The organism is Paucidesulfovibrio gracilis DSM 16080 (genome assembly GCF_900167125.1).
Lineage (GTDB): Bacteria > Desulfobacterota > Desulfovibrionia > Desulfovibrionales > Desulfovibrionaceae > Paucidesulfovibrio > Paucidesulfovibrio gracilis.
Genome location: NZ_FUYC01000001.1, coordinates 28978 through 44879 on the forward strand (window position 1 = coordinate 28978; position 15902 = coordinate 44879).

Below are 15902 nucleotides of genomic sequence, written 5' to 3' on the forward strand. Positions count from 1 at the left end.
CCTGTATCATCAATCCCCGTCCAATGAAGACTATACGCCGGGCTTCGTCCCGATTCAACCATAGAACACGGGCTTTTCCCTCTCCTGAAGCAGGACCGGCTCAGGCGTCCACACGGGTCAGGTCGTCCATGTCCACGTCACCCTGTTCCAAACGTTTTTCAAGATGCGCCTGCCGGACCTTTTTCACCAATGTTTCCGTGGGACACGGTTTGATCAAATAGTCAAAAACACCGTGAGACATCATCTCCATGGCATCATTCACCGAGGCATGGCCCGAAAGCACGACCACCTGCGCGTCCACGCCCAACGCCTCCATGCCCTCAAAGACGGCCCGCCCGTCCATTTCCGGCATCTTCATATCCAGCAGCACCACGTCGAACTCTGCTTCAGCCAGCAGATCCAACGCCCCGGCACCGTCGTGCACTCCCTGAGCCTCCATTCCCTGCCGGTTCAACAGGCGGACCATATTTTCGCAAAACCGTTCCTCGTCATCCACAACCAACACACGGATTTTCGTCTCCATGATCAATCCTCCCGTTGCGTGAGTGACGGCAGGCGCACGATGAACTCCGCACCCCTGCCCCGTTCGCTTTCCACGGCCAGGGTTCCGCCCAACTCGTTGACAATGCGAAGGCAGATGGACAATCCCAGTCCGGTTCCCTTGCCCGGTTCCTTGGTGGTGAAAAACGGGTTAAAAATTTTCTCCAGGTGTTCCCGGGCAATTCCCGGTCCGGTGTCCCGAATCCTCATCTCCACCCCGTCACCATCGAGATGCCGAGTCGCAATGGTGATGCGCCCGTCCCCGCCCATGGCCTGGGCAGCATTGTTCAACAAGTTGAGCACCACCTGCCGTACCAGAGGCGGGTCTGTGCAAACGTTCGGCGGCGGCTCCGCGTACTCTCGCTCGATAAAAATTTCCTTGTTACGAATCTCCAACTCCACCAGCCGAACCATGTCGTCTATGAGCTGGTTCATATCCGTCTGCTGAATCACGGCCTCCCGTTTGCGGGCAAAATCAAGCATTCCCCGCGTAATGTGGCAGCAGCGGTCCACCTGTCGTGTGATTTCTCCCAGACAGTCCACCACGTCATCCCGATCTTCCATCCGTTCAAATGTGGCACGGGGTAAAAGCATTTCCATCAGCTCCACTTCCTGAGCGATCACGGCAAGGGGATTGTTGATCTCATGGGCCACCCCGGCGGACAATTCGCCCAGGGCGGAAAGCTTTTGCGACTGTATCAACTGCTCGTTGAGCACGCGGATTTCGCGACGACTGCCCGCGAGATCCCACCACAGACGAAAGCCCAGCAGCGCCAGGGCCACGGCACACCCCACAGCGATGAGCAGTCCGCAACGCCCCCCAACCTCCAGGGCGGCCAGGGCCACCAAGAAGACCACGGCAGGAGCCACATACCGCTCCACAATCAGCAGCGAGTGCAACCAACCGGGCTGTCCGGTCCGGACCACGGACGCGGTCATGGCTGCCGCCCACGGTTCAACCTGGAACGCTCGTACGCCTTGAGAATTCGACCCAACAAATCCTCGATTTTGAACGGCTTGAGCACGTAATCATAAGCCCCCAGACTGATGCCCTGGATGCCGGATTTCACGGACCCATGGCCCGTAAGCATGATCACTTCCACATGCGGGTGCCGCTTTTTGATCTCCTGAAGGGTTTCCAGGCCGTCCATACCCGGCATCTTCACGTCCAGCACCACCACGTCAATATCGTTGGACCGCAGGTATTCCAGCGCCTCCTGGCCGCTGTTCACCCCCCGCACATCCAGGTTGCGCATCAGGAAACGCTTGACGAAAAGCTTCACGAAGTCTTGCTCGTCGTCCACAACCAACACCTTGACCTTGCTCATGCTACCCGCCTTGTTTCCATCGTGTTCGTGCTCCGGCCTAGGCAGGCAGATGCACCGTGAACGTGGCGCCCCGCCCAGGCTCGCTCTCCGCGTTGATCCGGCCTCCCAACCGCTCCACAATGCCGTAGGTGATGGAAAGCCCCAGTCCCGTCCCCTCCCCCACTTTTTTGGTGGAGAAAAACGGATCAAAAATCTTGTGTATCAATTGGGGATCGATTCCCGGTCCCGTATCGCTCACGCTGAAGCTCACTTCCCCGCTGCCGGTTCCGGTTCGCACCTGGATGGAACCGTCGCGCCCCACAGCGTCAATGGCGTTTTCAAGCAGATTGAGCACGACCTGCTGCACCTGGGTGGCGTCCGTGTTGATCAGGGGCAGATCCGGGGCGTATTCTCGTTGAATGATGATATTGCGGTGCATGGCTTCGTTGGCCAAAAAAGAAATGGTCCCTTCCACCAATGCGCCCACATCCACATTCTCCTGCACAGGCTCCATACGCCGGGCAAAACCGAGCATGCGGTGGGTCACTGTTTTGGCCCGCTCCACATGCCGATCAATATCCCGTGCCGCTTCTTCGATTTCCTCAAAATGCTTCAGGCATTCCGGATCCTCATCCGTCAGCAAATCCGTGATCCAGCCCGCGGCCTCACGGATCAACGTCAGAGGATTGTTGACCTCATGGGCTACCCCGGCGGCCATCTTGCCCAGGGCCGCGAGCTTGCTGGACTGCATTAGATTCACATCCGCCGCCGCCTTTTCACGGTCCGCCCGTTCCACTTTGGCGACAATGCTCCGAGTGGTTAAAAACGCGCCCGCAAAGATCACCACCACCCCGCCCAGCACCAAAAACAGAGCAATGGAACGAACGGTCAGCAAGGGGGACATCTCCTCGCTGGGGTCTTCGGAAATGACCAATTTCCAGTCCATGGTCCGCAAGGGAACAATTCCTGCCAACTCCCGTCGCTCATGGCTCGGCAGATCCAAAATCGTCAGCTCGTTGATGCCCTCTACGGGCAGGAAGCAGCGCTCCAACGCGGGCGGACCGAACCGGGACGGAGTTTGCAGCACTCCCTCCCCATTCACGAGATAGGCATCGCCGCGTCTGCCGAGCTGCACACTCTGCACCAGCCTGTTGAACACTTCGGAATCAATGGTCGCCCGCAAAATCCAGCTCTGATCTCCATCCCGGCGCAGCACAGCGATGATGAAATGGGGATAATTGCGAAAGCCCATAAACACGTCGGAGACATACACCCCCTTCAGCGTGACCTGATGGAACCAGTCCTCATCCGCGTAGTTGGCGCCAACCAGATCATACGGTCCGGCGTAGGCCACGTGGCGGCCATCGCTGCCAATGACACCCAGATCAATGAACGAAGCCGATCCCGTGCGGATGGTGCCGAAAAGTTCCGACAAAAACGTCTGGTCGCCCATTTCCGACAAGGTATGCGTATACGCGAGGTTGCGGACCTGGGCGATGCGCTCCTGCAGAAACATGTCCACGGCGTACCGCTTGTTTTCAATCATAATCCGCAGGTTGGACGTAACTTTTTCCTCATAGGTACGGCTGAACCGGGAATTGATGAATGAGCCGAGCGCCACTACCGGGATGAGTGAAAAGCAGACGATCACTCCGATGAACTTCCACCGCAAAATGCCGTATCCTCTGGCGTCCATGGCTCATTCTCCCTGCGTTGCCTCATGGTCGTTGCCGTTGCGGAACGATTCCGCAATGGTTTGCAAATCCCGCCGTATCCGCTCCGCCACCCGGGCGACCCCGGCGGAATCTCCCATGACCATGTCCAGCTGCCGCGTGTGGATCACCAGATATCCCACCATGCGAAGCAATTCGGCCATCTGCGTCGCTTCGGCCACTTCCAGACGCGCATACAGAGCGTCGTCCTTCAGCTCCACCAAAAACGAATGTTCCTCCAGCACCTCCCCAACCAAGCGCGCCCGGGCCACACGGCGCTCCCGATCCGCGCCCCCGCCCTTGAACTGGAAAATCACGTAATTTTCCTCGGGGTCATCACCCAGAACAGCTTCCACTGTGCTGAAATGGTAGCCAAAACGGGATTGCAGGGAACAATACTCCCGAGTGATCAAGAAATAATTTCGCACCGCGTAGGGACATGCGGCCCCTTCCGCCAATCCGGGATCCGAGGCGGACCGCACCATAATGGAGACCAGTCCCCCGGCATCCACAGCAGGCGGTCCTTCCCAGGATATGGCCCGCATGCCCTCCCAAAGAGCCAGCATGGGACGGGATCGCACCAGGGAAAAATCCACGGTTTTTTGCCGCCCATCCGGGGAGGACGGGTCAGCCGTCGCAAGTCCGTTCTCCAGATCCACGACCCAATATTGTAACGGCACCCCATCCACCAGACGACGGCTCACGCCGCGTTCCAGCGCTGTTCGCGGCTCCGCGCCAAACATCTCCCGAACACCCATTTCGTGGCAGTAGCGCAACACGTCGTGCAGGGTTCGACAATTATTCGGCGCAAAGGATCGCGCATCAGGGTTATCCAAGTGCAACGGCGTTAAATGCTCCAAAACGGTTTCCAAACATTGATGGACCGCACTGCCAAACAAAACGCCCTGTGCGGGGCCGCGCCTGGTTACGATCTCCACCTGTCCAGAAAACACGGCTCCATGGTCCGCATCCACCGTGACAACTCGTTCCTGTTCCTGCATGGGAGAAAGCACTGTCAGGGCATCCGGCACGGAAAACAGGGCCGGGATACCGTATTCCCGGGCCACACAAGCCAAATGCCCGGCCGAAGAGCCGTGCTCCGTAATAACGGCGCAGGCGCGGGACAAGAGCGGCGCCCAGCGGGGCCGCGCACTCCGCGCCACCATCACCGCACCGGGAGGAAACTGAAGCGCGTCCGCATCGCTCCGCACAATGACCACAGGACCGGAAGCCGCACCCGAAGACGCGGGAACGCCACCGCACAGCAACGGATCCGGCAAGTCCACCGCTGCGGGCACACCCTCGTCCTCCTCTTCTCCATCGTCGGCCTGCGATTGCGCGAAATGCATGTCCCGGCATTGCAAAAGCACCACCGCACCATCCTCACGAATGGTCCACTCCACATCCTGGGGCGCGTCAAAAATCTTTTCCAAGCGCATTCCCAAACCGGCCAATGCAGCGGCCTGTTCATCCGTAATACTTGGTTGTCCCTGCTCCGAGGGCGGCAACTCCGACGCAACCGTCCCTTCCCCGTCATGGCAATCGGTCCGCTGCTCCTTGTGCCCTATCTCACGGCAAACCATTCGACGGCCTTTTCGGGTCACGGAAAACCGGTCACAGGCGGCCGCACCGTCCACAATGGCCTGCGGTAATCCAGGCACTGCGCTGATGACCACGGTATCCGCATCGGGTTCCAAGGGGTCGCGAGTATAGACCACCCCCCCGGCACGCGCCCGGACCATTTCCATGCAACCCACAGACATATCAACGTCGCAATCGCGAATCCCGCGATGCAGCCGGTAAGCCATGGCTGATGGACCATATTTGCTCGCCACCACAGCCTTGAAGGCCTCGGCCACGTTTTCCGGCCGCACGTTCAGCTCCGTATGAAACTGTCCGGCAAAGGATGCTCCCGGCACATCCTCTCCCAAGGCGGAGGAGCGCACGGCCAAGCGTAGCGGCTCGGGCGACAACGCCTGCATCCGCGCCAGTTCTTCATTCATATCCCGCAACAAACCGGCCGGGATCGTGGCCCCCTGCACCATGCCACGCAATTGGGAACTGAGGGCGTACAACGCTTCCAAATTTCCGAGATCCGCCATCTGCAAAAGCCGGTCGATCTCACCGGGAAGGTCGTTGCGTTCCAGGAACCGACGACACGCCGAAGCCGTGATAACGAATCCCTCGGGGATACGGACTCCCAAGCGCTGCCGCGCCTCGCCCAACCGGGCCAATTTCCCTCCGGTTTCATTCGCGTCCACCCGGGTCAACCGCTCCACGGCCAAAACATTATTGGACCGATTGACCGGCTCGGGCCTGCGCAAAACCGAATCCACGGCCATCCGAATCTGCTTCAACGATACAAACAAGTCTTCATAGGGACCGGGAACCATGCGGTTCAACTGGCGCACCATCTGAAATCCGGCCATCAGCGCACGGACGGACAGCGCCCGGATTCTGGCCATGCCGAACGGGGACTCCGCCCGGCGCAGTTCCTCCAACTCCGCCAGAGCGGACAAGGCTTCATGATTGGCCTTGACCAGCAGACGGAAACTCCGGCAACGCACCCGGTACTCCTCACGCAATTCCGCCAGCTGCCTTGCCCCGCGTTCACGGGTGCCGCGTCCGAGAAACCGGCGTATGGCCAAGAGTGCCGTCCCCATGTTCTCCTCCCGTCAGTTCCGAGTGGAACAACGTGCAGCGTCGCGTATTTTGGCGAACAATTCGTCAAACGCCACAGGCTTGATCATGTAATCAAACGCTCCCAATTCCATTCCCGTAAACGCGGAAGCCGTATCCGCATGGCCGGTGAGCAAAATAACGGCCAAATCCGGAAACCGCTCCTTAAGGCGACGCAAGGTCTCAATGCCGTCCATGCCGGGCATTCGGACATCCAACACCACGGCATCGAATGTCCCGTGTTCCAGTAAATCCAGAGCCTGCCGTCCGGACTCCGCCGTGGTCACCAACACACCGCGTCGGGCCATTCGCCGGGTCACCAGGGTCAGAAATTCCGACTCATCATCCACCAACAACAACCGCATCTCTTGCACGGCCAACACTCCTTCGCCGGTCGTTAACCGGCCAAGCCGCCCTGCAGGTCCATAAGCACGGGCAGAGCCGACCACATCAGCAGCAGGAACAAAATGACGGTCAACACAACGGCAAACACGGACTGCCAGGGCCGCAGGCCACAGGCCTTGGTCAGCCCAACGCAGACCAGCAGTGCGCGAATCGGTTCGGTGAACACCTGCAACGCCGGAATCCAGGAAACGGGCATGACCGTACCCGAGGCAAAGGCCACAATGGTGAACACACGCTTAAAGGTGGTTCCCGCTCCCAGAAACATGTTCATGACCAAAAGGCACAAGAAAGCCAGCAACGCGGGCAGAGCCATGGCATTGATCATCAGAATCCCGGCCATGGCCAACTTGTGGTTGAAAAAATAGGTGACGCTGACCATGGTATGGAACAATGCGGCAAGCGCCAGATATCGCCAGGCATTGCGATAATTTTGCGGCGTATCCTCCAATCCGGCAAAGAAAATCCGTGGGGCGCGTACAATTTCCGTCATGGTGGTGAAAAACCGTCTGGTATCCAAGGGCGAGGTATCGGCTTCCACGCGGCGTTCGCTTTCCGTCCCCGGATCGGCTTTAAGAGCAAGGCCTTGCCGGGTCATGACCCACCTCCGAACACGCCCACTCCTTCCACCACGCCGAGCACCAACATGGCCACCGTGAGCAGAAAAAAGAACATCCGTTCCGTGCGCCTGGTGAAATAGATCCGGCCGTTTTCATACCGAAACAACGGCTGCTTTTCGCCGGTTCCTTCCATGGGAGCCGCATCGCTGGTTTTGTCCTGACGCTGCATGGTATTCCCCCTTGTTTTTCGTGGGTTGTTTTCCAGGCCCGGCGGCCCATAACGGACCGCCGGGGGATTTTTTATTCAACGGGGTCAGAAGCCCGGCAGATCGCCGAACCCCCTTAAGCTCCAGTACACAGCGGTAAGCAGAATCAGTACGATGTTGGCCACAAACCATGCGGGTACGCCCACACGGAGGTAGTCCTTTGGCTCCAGGTAGCCCGAAGCGTACACGATGGCGTTGGGCGGCGTACCGATGATCAGGCAGTAGGCAAAGGACGAGGCCACTGCCGTGGACATGGCCATGAAGGGCAGATACGTGGTACCCGGATGCACGATGCCGGCCATGTTCAACGTGATGGGACCGACCGCGGCTGCTGCGGGACCATCCGCCATGAGGTTGGTCAGCACAGCGGTGAGTCCGTTGGAAGTAAGCATCAGGGAGATGCCGCTGTCCATACCGAGCGGAGCCATGAAGTCCACCACGGACTGGGCCAGCCAATAGGCCGCGCCTGTCTTATCCAGGGTGCGACCGAAGATGATCGCGCCCGCGTACAGCCAGACAACGCCCCAGTCCACCTTCTCCTGATAGTCCCGCCAGTTGACCACGCCGGCCAGCAGGTAGGCCACCGCACCGGCCACGGCGATAACGCCGATGCCTAGACGCACGGGATAGATGCCCATGTTGTAGAAGATCTTTTCCGTGAACCAGCCGTACACCATGACCAGGAAGATGATCAGCGCCCAGACCTGGTGCTTGTTCCAGCCGCCCATCTTGCCAATCTCGCTCTGGAGGTGACGCATGGCCGGAGCCAGAGACGTGATTCTCGGCTTGAAGCGCCAGTTGACCAGCAGCCAGGTCAGGGGAATCATGATCAAGATGAAGGGGAAGCAGTAGGTGACCCACTGGAAGTACCCGATATCGAATCCGAACATATCGGTGAGGTAGGTCATCATGATCACGTTTCGTGCGCCGCCCGAAGGAGCGCCCGGCCCACCGATGTTGCAGGCCATGGCAATGGCGATCATGAGCATTTTCGCCAGCTCCGGATCCTCGGGAATCTCATCGGTGAGGCTGTTCTGATACAGCAACATACCGATGGGCAGGAACATGGCGGCCAGGGCGTGGTCCGAAATGAACGCGGCCAGCGGGGCGATGATGACAAAAAAGATCAGCGTAATCCAACGGGCGTTGGGCACGGCCAACTTTTTGAACATCATCAGACAAACGCGCTTATCCACGCCGGTTTTGACAAATGCCGCGGCAAACATGAGAGAACCCATGATGAACCAGCAGGCGTCCGACCAATACAGTCCGGCCACGTCGCGCCGGGAGACCACACCCGTGAAAACCAGGATCAGGCCGATGCAGAAGGCTACGCCGGGCAGGGGCATGCATTCGGTAACAAAGCAGAAGACCACGAAGACCACCAGGGCGATGGCTACCTTGATCTCCCAACTCCCCTTATCCGCCTTGACCTGATCCTTATCCGACAATTCGTCATAGTTGAGCCGGTGCATACGCAGATCAAACGCGCCTTTCAGCAACGCCTGGTACTGATCCGCGGTCACCTCGGTATCCACGTATTCCAGCGCCCGCTTAAGGTTGGCACCGTCAACGGGGATCTTATATTTTTTGCACCACTTGGCGTCACGCTTCAAAAAACGGTCTCTGGACATGGCGCCCATGCGCATGTTCTGTTCCATCATCTGACAGGTGACGAGCTGCCACTGCGCCAGGTTGGACGATTTCTCCTGGAACAGCTCCTGCGCCAGATACCCGACAACCGCCTTGGGTCCCACCTGATACTGCATGCCCACTTTCTGCATGCTTTGCGGCGTGGGCAACAGCACGATGACCGCGAACAGGATGACCGGTATGATCAGCAGCTTCCAGTTTACGTACTTATCGTATCCTGTGGCTTTCTTCTTGGTGGATTCAGCCATTTCACACCTCTTGTCTTGGTTTGAGCTTCCGTGCGGACCACAACGGGCGTCAGTTCGCCAAAATGCGGCCTATTTCGAAAAACAGCTCCTGCTCCCGAACCACGCCCACGATCTTTCCATTCTTGGCCACGGCCAAACGCCTGGCCCGCTGGAAATACATGGTCTCGGCAATCTCCATCAGGTTGGTGGACGCATCCACTACGGGCGGCGTATCGGACATGATGTCCGCCACCTTCATGTCGGCGATTTCCTTAATCCGGGATGTGAACAGCCCCTGCCAGAACATGGTGGAGTATTGCAGGCTGTCGGCCATTGACGGCTTGGGCGCGCTCAAATAAGGTGGCCGAGCGGCCGCTATCAGATCCATGGGACTGAGAATACCGGTGAGGTCGCCTCCCTTGTCGAAGACGAGAATGGAGCGATGCCCGGTATCCATGATACGTTCCGTGGTGACCAGCTGCGTGCTCAGACTGCGCAGTTTATCCACGGCAGAACGAACGGTCTCGTCCTCGGTAATGGTCGTATAGTTGGTAAGCGGAATCATCACCTCTTCTGCCAACCGCTCCTGGTAGGATTCCTGCTTTGCCGCTGCCACGGCATCGCGAATCTTCGCGGAGAGCAAATCCACGTCGCAGGGCTTGGTCAAATAGTCCTGCGCGCCGGAGTCCAGCGCCTCCTTGGCGCTGGGCAGCGCTCCGTGTCCCGTGAGCATGATCACCGGCACGTCCGCGTCGATCTCCCGGATTTTCCGCAAGGTCTCGTGTCCGTCCATGCCCTCCATTTTGATATCGAGAACCACCACATCGGGTTTCTCGACCATCATTTCCAAGGCCTGTTCGCCGCTGGCGGCCATGACGGTGTCGTACCCCTTGCGCTCCAAAATCTTGGCCGTGGTGGTGCGAAACCGCTCCTCATCATCAACCATCAACACTTTTATATTGATTGACATTTCTACCTCCTTTTGGGCGTCAATCTCCTCTGACGACATTCCGACTCCTGGCTAAGCAGATTTTCTCCTCGAGTTTCTTCCTCCTTTCAAACGCCTCTTCCGACTTGCCGAGCAGGCTCTTCATGCTCACCGGTTTGATCAGATAATCAGCAGCACCAAGCCGGATTCCTTCCACCGCGGCTTCCAGCGAGGCGTGCCCCGTGAGCATGATGACCTCGATCATGGGGTTGATCTTTTTGATCTCCTTCAAGACCTTCAGGCCATCCATACCCGGCATTTTGATATCCAAAAAAACGACATGAACCGTCTCGCTCTCCAAAAGACGCAACGCGTCTTCACCGCTGGATGCGGTGAGAACGTCGATCCCGATCTTGGAGAACAACTTCTTCGTTGTGTAGAGGAGGCGCTGTTCGTCATCGACAATCATGATTTTCATGGCGACTCTTCTTGCCCTTTCCTGTTCGTTGCGTTTACGGACGGCCCCCGCGGGCTTTCGTCCCGGGCCGTTTCGCAAATCCTCTGGCCCCTCCGACATTTCCTCTTCCAAAGCAATCCATGTGCCACAATATTCGGTCATTATTTAAACTAGTTAAATACAAAAATCGCGCATGCGCGATACGCCTTACCCCCCTTGCGCGATCAACGTGCAGCCCGCGGACTCCGTGCGGACACCAAAAAGCCCGCCTCCTTTCGGAAGCGGGCCAATTCAACGGGTCTCCCCCCTGCCGGGGTAAGAACCCTTCCTAGGTGATTTACGTTCACCCCTTTTGTGGCCGGGGCAGACGAACCGTAAACCGGGTTCCCCGTCCTGGCTGACTTCGTACATCCATATTGCCGCCCATGCGTCCCACAATACCGTGGCAAACGCTCAAGCCCAATCCTGTTCCTTTTCCCACTGGCTTTGTGGTGAAAAACGGCGCAAAGATCCGTTCCATATTTTCCGGGCTGATGCCGCACCCATTGTCCCGGACTTCTATGTCCACCATTCCTTTTTCTCCAGGACCGCAAAGCACAACGACCTTGCCGCCCCCGTCGGGATGATGCTCCTCCACCGCATGCAGGGCGTTATTCAGCAGGTTGAGCACCACTTGCTGCAATTGTCCGGGATCGGCCCGTACAAACACGGGATGGGGAGGCGTTTCCAGTTCCAATGCAATGCCGCGCACGGCCGCCTTTTCCTCTACCATGCCCAGCACCTCGGGCAGATACGCCCGCAGTTCCACATCCTGAACCACGGAGTCGCCCTGCCGCCCGAATTGCAAAATGGATTGCGTGATTTTTGCGCAACGGCTAATCTGCAACCGCAGCTGCTCCATGGACGTTCGCACTTCCGCGCAATCCTCTCCTTCCTGCAGCGTCCCTTTTTCCACCATGTCGGTCATGACCATTTCCATATAGGAAAGGTCGCTTTTCATGACTTGCAGCGGATTGTTGATCTCGTGAGCGATGCCCGTGGTCATTTCCCCTATTTCCGCCAGACGGGCCGCCCTGTAGAGATGATCGCGCAGCCCTTCTTTTTCATGAAATACCCTGGTGAGCGCCAGCTCCAGGCGACCACTGATGGTGAAGGCCAACACCGAGATGATCAGGCCGCCCAGCAAAAAAATAGCAGCGATCCAACTGGCGGCCTCCTGCAAGTGCGCAAAAGCATCATTTTTTTCCTGCCGGGCCACGAGCAGCCACTTCCCGTTGTTAATCCAGGCCGCACAATACAAATAGTCCGTGCCGTCTTCTCCCGCAGCCTCCAGCACATGAATCCCCCGGCCGGGATGCAACGCCTGCTCCGGCACCCGCGCCTGGCTGAGCAGGGCCGCACCACTGCGCGGTTCTGTTTGGTAACGCCCATGGGCATCCAGAATCCACGCTTCACCAGTGGATCCCATGCGAATACGCTCCACCATTCCGGAGAATTCATGTGGATCCATGGTGGCGCGCAATACGGCTGTCTGCTCCCCGACTTTTCGGGCCACGGCCACCACAAAGTGCGGCTCATTCCGGTATCCGAGAAATACGTCGCTGATGTGAACGCCCTTGGTGAGCGTGGCCTGAAACCACTCGGCCTGCGAGTAGTCCTTTCCTGCCAGGGAATGCGGCCCGGCATACGCCACCTGCCGCCCCTGCTCGTCAATATACCCCAAATCCACAAAGGCCCGGCAACTCCGCCGCAGCCACTGCAAGCGGTCGGTAAGCACATCGGTATCGGCAAGTTCTCCATGTGCCTCGAAATCCAGGAGCAGTTCCAAATCGGCACGGCGCTCCCGTAAATATGTTTCGATCATTCGCCCATGGTCCTCTACGATACGTCGCATGGTCTCCATGGATCCCGTGCGGACAGCATTTGTATACGCGGCATGTCCCACAACGAGGACAAACAAAAACGGCGTCAGCGTTGCCACCCCAAGTGCCACCAATAATTTGCGCCGCATCCCCTGAAACGGATTTGGTTCCAGACCAATGGCCGGATCTGCGGTATCCCGGCTTTTGCCCTTATTCCTACTCATCACTTCCCCCACATACCTATGGCACCGCCCTGCCTGCCCGTCCGCACTATGCAGCCGGAAACCAACTCATCCAACGCCCTGAACATGGCGAGATCCGCATTTTTTTTTCGCAAAATCTCTTCAAAGCGGTGCCGCTTTTGCATGATCATGCAGCAATGCCCATGCCATTGCGCTTTCTCATTGACGGACCGCTCACCTGGGGATAACGAAAAAAAGAAACATCTTTATTTATAGATAACTATGCTGACTTTTGGCGCGATTTACCAACACGCGTCCTTTTGGGGAGAAACTCATGACCGAGCATTCCGACGCTGCCGCAACGCGATCCTGGCGCTCTATTACGCAACTGTTTCATGCTCTGGGACTCAAGGCCAAACTGCTCATTACCATTCTTCCGTTTCTGGCCATCATTCTCGCGGGAACAGGGTACGCTATGTACAAGGTTTCCACGGAATACATGGATATCGCGCTGGAGCGCAACGTACGCATCCGCGATCTGGCCCTGGCCCATGCCGTGGAAGACCATCTGGATCAATGCCGGCGGGATCTCCTGCTGCTTTCCCGTCTTTCCCTGACGCCGGAAAGCATGCCCGCCGCCTTTGCCGCCCTGCAGGAATCCAGCTCCATCGACTATTGCGAGTTCGGCTACATCGCGCCCAATGCCGGGCAACACATTTTTTTCGTGACGCATGCCGGTGAACCGCATCCCGTTCCCGGAGCGGCCATTGCCGACATACGGCCCAGCCCGTTTCGCCATCTGGATGACCTGCCGCCCTTGCGCAACGGAGAGGTGCATCCCTCCCCTATTCTGGACGTGGAATATCCTCTGCCTCTGCCACAAAATACAGGCCACAGGGTGGGCGAACGCATCATTCGATTCACCACGCCGTTCACGGCAAAGGGTTCCACCAGTCCGGGACACCTTTGTCTGGGCATCCGCGCCAGGGATCTGCGCAATCTGCTCTCCCTCTACAATTCGCGGCGGTCCCCCATCTGGGGCTATCCCCGCTCCGATGAAGTGCGGTTCAGCTACCTGTTTGATCCCACAGGATGGATACTCTTTCAATCCGACCAGTTGGACAAACCAAACGCAGAGTTGGGCACTTTTCTGGCCCGGTCCGGGTACACGGGAACCCTGGGCAGACCCGGCCTGCCGTGCGCATTTCGCCCGGGTACGGCTCACGCCGATTATTGGAACATGGTCATGGATGCCGCCGAAGGGCGTGACGGCATTCTCCGCCTGCGTGACGACGGCCATACCTCCAAAGAAGTCAACAGCTATTACCTTTCCTGGGCACCCATCCGGTTCCGAATGTCGCCGAACAAACCGCCCATGGTCTACGCGGGTGCCACATTCGTGGACCGCAGCCGGCTCACGGTCACGGCAGGCTACGAATACATCGACGTCATGCTGCTCATCACCCTGGGCAGCACGCTGCTGCTTTCCCTGCTGGTCTACCTCATGAGCCGACTGTCCATGGGTCCAATTTACCGACTCACCAAGGCCGTGTCCGCCATGCAGACGTCCGGGCGTCTCCAACGCCTGACTCTGCCGGAATCCGGATATGAGACCGGCCGCCTCCAAGCCGCCATCAACGGGATGATCGACCGCGTCCGGGACCAGATGGAACAAATCCGCCAACGCGACGAAGCCATTGAACACGTCAACCTCAAGGAACCGGCCCGCCTGGAGGGGGACACGGCCCTGCTTGAAGAGGTTCTCCAGGGCGACATGCCCGACATCGTGGGCGTGGGACCGCGCATGGCCTTGTTCAAGTCCGACATTGCACGGGCCGCCCAGGTGGATGTGGACGTATTGGTCATGGGCGAAACAGGCACAGGCAAACAATTGGTGGCCGAAGCCGTCCACCGTCAAAGCCGACGGGCCGAGCGACCATTCATCTCCATCAACTGCGGGGCGCTGGATGAGAACCTGCTTCTGGACGCCCTGTTCGGCCACGTCAAAGGCGCATTCAGCGAAGCGCGATCCGACCGCAAGGGAGCATTCCAGGAAGCGGACGGCGGCACCTTGTTTCTGGATGAAATCCAGTCCGCATCCGCCAAGGTCCAACAAGCGCTGCTGCGCGCCATTGCCATGCGCAAAATCAAACCCCTGGGGCGCGACATGGAAGTGGATGTGGACGTACGGCTCATTTGCGCCACCAACGCGAACCTCGCCCAGATGATTCAGGACGGAGACTTCCGGGAAGACCTGTACTATCGCCTGAAGGTTCTCACCATTCAGACGCCCCCGCTGCGGGAACATCCGGAGAGCATCCCCCTGCTGGCCCTGCACTATCTTCGCCAGGCCGAACTGCTGGTAAACCGCTCGGGCATGAGCCTGAGCAAGGGGGCCGTGCGCAAAATGACGGGCTACCACTGGCCGGGCAACATTCGCGAACTCATCAACAGCATCACCCGGGCCGCGGTCATGGCGGAAACAGAGGTCATCCAGGCAGAAGAAATCAAGCTCGAAATCGAGGGTCTTCGGTACGTTTCCCCCTTGGATCAGGACGCCATCGGCGGCTGCGGCCCATGCGATGATCCCAGTGGTCAGGAAGCAACCCCGCTGGACGAAACCAATACCACGCCACCCGGCCAGGACGATTCGATTCCTGGTCCGGAATCATCCTCGGAAGCCCGGGTCCAATCCGGCGATGCATCCGTGGACTCCACAAAACAGCCGGATATCCCTCCGAAAGAACGGCATAAATCCGTCCCGACACGCTCCCGGTCGGATGCTCCCAAGCCCACGCCGCCCATCTCCGACGGACCGCCGGAACTCAATCGGCGGCAAAAGCGCGCCCTACCCGTTATCCGCAAGCGAGGAGTGGTCAGCCGAAACGACTATCAGAGCATTGTCGGCGGAAAACTGGCGTCGCGCACGGCCATTTACGATTTGCAGGACATGGTCAAAAAAGGATTACTTATCAAGGAGGGCCGGGGTCCGGCCACGCGTTATGTGGTCAACCCCAAGGCGCGCCGTCTCAACGATTGATTTCGAATCGGGTAATAAAAAACCCGCCGTCCCCGCATACAGTGAGGGCGGCGGGTTGTCGCGCCCTTCAGCGCGGGCGGAATCGAT

General features: G+C 58.4%; 13 protein-coding genes. 1 reads left to right on the forward strand and 12 read right to left on the reverse strand.

The window, feature by feature from the left end; translation table 11 throughout:
- Window positions 1-100: 100 nt before the first annotated feature.
- The 12 genes from B5D49_RS00155 to B5D49_RS00210 all read right to left on the reverse strand — a co-directional run bounded on the left by B5D49_RS00155 (window position 101) and on the right by B5D49_RS00210 (window position 12817).
- Window positions 101-523: a response regulator gene (locus B5D49_RS00155; protein WP_078715632.1), complete on the reverse strand. Its 423-nt coding sequence runs from the start codon at window positions 521-523 to the stop codon at window positions 101-103.
- A 2-nt stretch (window positions 524-525) separates the two neighbouring features.
- Window positions 526-1479, reverse strand: coding sequence for a sensor histidine kinase (locus B5D49_RS00160; protein ID WP_078715633.1), 954 nt, complete (start codon window positions 1477-1479; stop codon window positions 526-528).
- Window positions 1476-1868 (reverse strand): response regulator, encoded by a 393-nt coding sequence (locus B5D49_RS00165; protein ID WP_078715634.1) that lies wholly within the window; start codon window positions 1866-1868, stop codon window positions 1476-1478. The genes B5D49_RS00160 and B5D49_RS00165 overlap by 4 nt, the downstream gene beginning before the upstream one ends.
- 37 nt (window positions 1869-1905) lie before the next feature.
- On the reverse strand, window positions 1906-3543 hold the full coding sequence (locus B5D49_RS00170; protein WP_078715635.1) for an ATP-binding protein: 1638 nt from the start codon (window positions 3541-3543) through the stop codon (window positions 1906-1908).
- 3 nt (window positions 3544-3546) lie between these two features.
- A complete protein-coding gene (locus tag B5D49_RS00175; protein ID WP_078715636.1) occupies window positions 3547-6222 on the reverse strand; it encodes a PEP/pyruvate-binding domain-containing protein in 2676 nt (891 codons plus the stop codon).
- A 12-nt stretch (window positions 6223-6234) separates the two neighbouring features.
- The gene (locus tag B5D49_RS00180; protein ID WP_078716018.1) at window positions 6235-6603 is read right to left on the reverse strand and encodes a response regulator; all 369 of its coding nucleotides are present in this window, start codon (window positions 6601-6603) and stop codon (window positions 6235-6237) included.
- A gap of 32 nt (window positions 6604-6635) precedes the next feature.
- Window positions 6636-7238 (reverse strand): YIP1 family protein, encoded by a 603-nt coding sequence (locus B5D49_RS00185; RefSeq protein ID WP_078715637.1) that lies wholly within the window; start codon window positions 7236-7238, stop codon window positions 6636-6638.
- Window positions 7235-7429: a hypothetical protein gene (locus B5D49_RS00190; protein WP_078715638.1), complete on the reverse strand. Its 195-nt coding sequence runs from the start codon at window positions 7427-7429 to the stop codon at window positions 7235-7237. The genes B5D49_RS00185 and B5D49_RS00190 overlap by 4 nt, the downstream gene beginning before the upstream one ends.
- Window positions 7430-7513: 84 nt before the next feature.
- Window positions 7514-9367, reverse strand: a complete 1854-nt coding sequence (locus tag B5D49_RS00195; RefSeq protein ID WP_078715639.1) for an SLC13 family permease — start codon at window positions 9365-9367, stop codon at window positions 7514-7516.
- A gap of 49 nt (window positions 9368-9416) precedes the next feature.
- A complete protein-coding gene (locus B5D49_RS00200) occupies window positions 9417-10316 on the reverse strand; it encodes a CBS domain-containing protein (protein ID WP_078715640.1) in 900 nt (299 codons plus the stop codon).
- A 19-nt stretch (window positions 10317-10335) separates the two neighbouring features.
- The gene (locus tag B5D49_RS00205; protein ID WP_078716019.1) at window positions 10336-10752 is read right to left on the reverse strand and encodes a response regulator; all 417 of its coding nucleotides are present in this window, start codon (window positions 10750-10752) and stop codon (window positions 10336-10338) included.
- A gap of 322 nt (window positions 10753-11074) precedes the next feature.
- Window positions 11075-12817, reverse strand: a complete 1743-nt coding sequence (locus tag B5D49_RS00210; RefSeq protein ID WP_078715641.1) for a sensor histidine kinase — start codon at window positions 12815-12817, stop codon at window positions 11075-11077.
- Window positions 12818-13109: 292 nt separating this feature from the next.
- Here B5D49_RS00210 and B5D49_RS00215 point away from each other — a divergent pair, with 292 nt between their 5' ends.
- Window positions 13110-15815, forward strand: coding sequence for a sigma 54-interacting transcriptional regulator (locus tag B5D49_RS00215; protein WP_078715642.1), 2706 nt, complete (start codon window positions 13110-13112; stop codon window positions 15813-15815).
- Window positions 15816-15902: the final 87 nt, after the last annotated feature.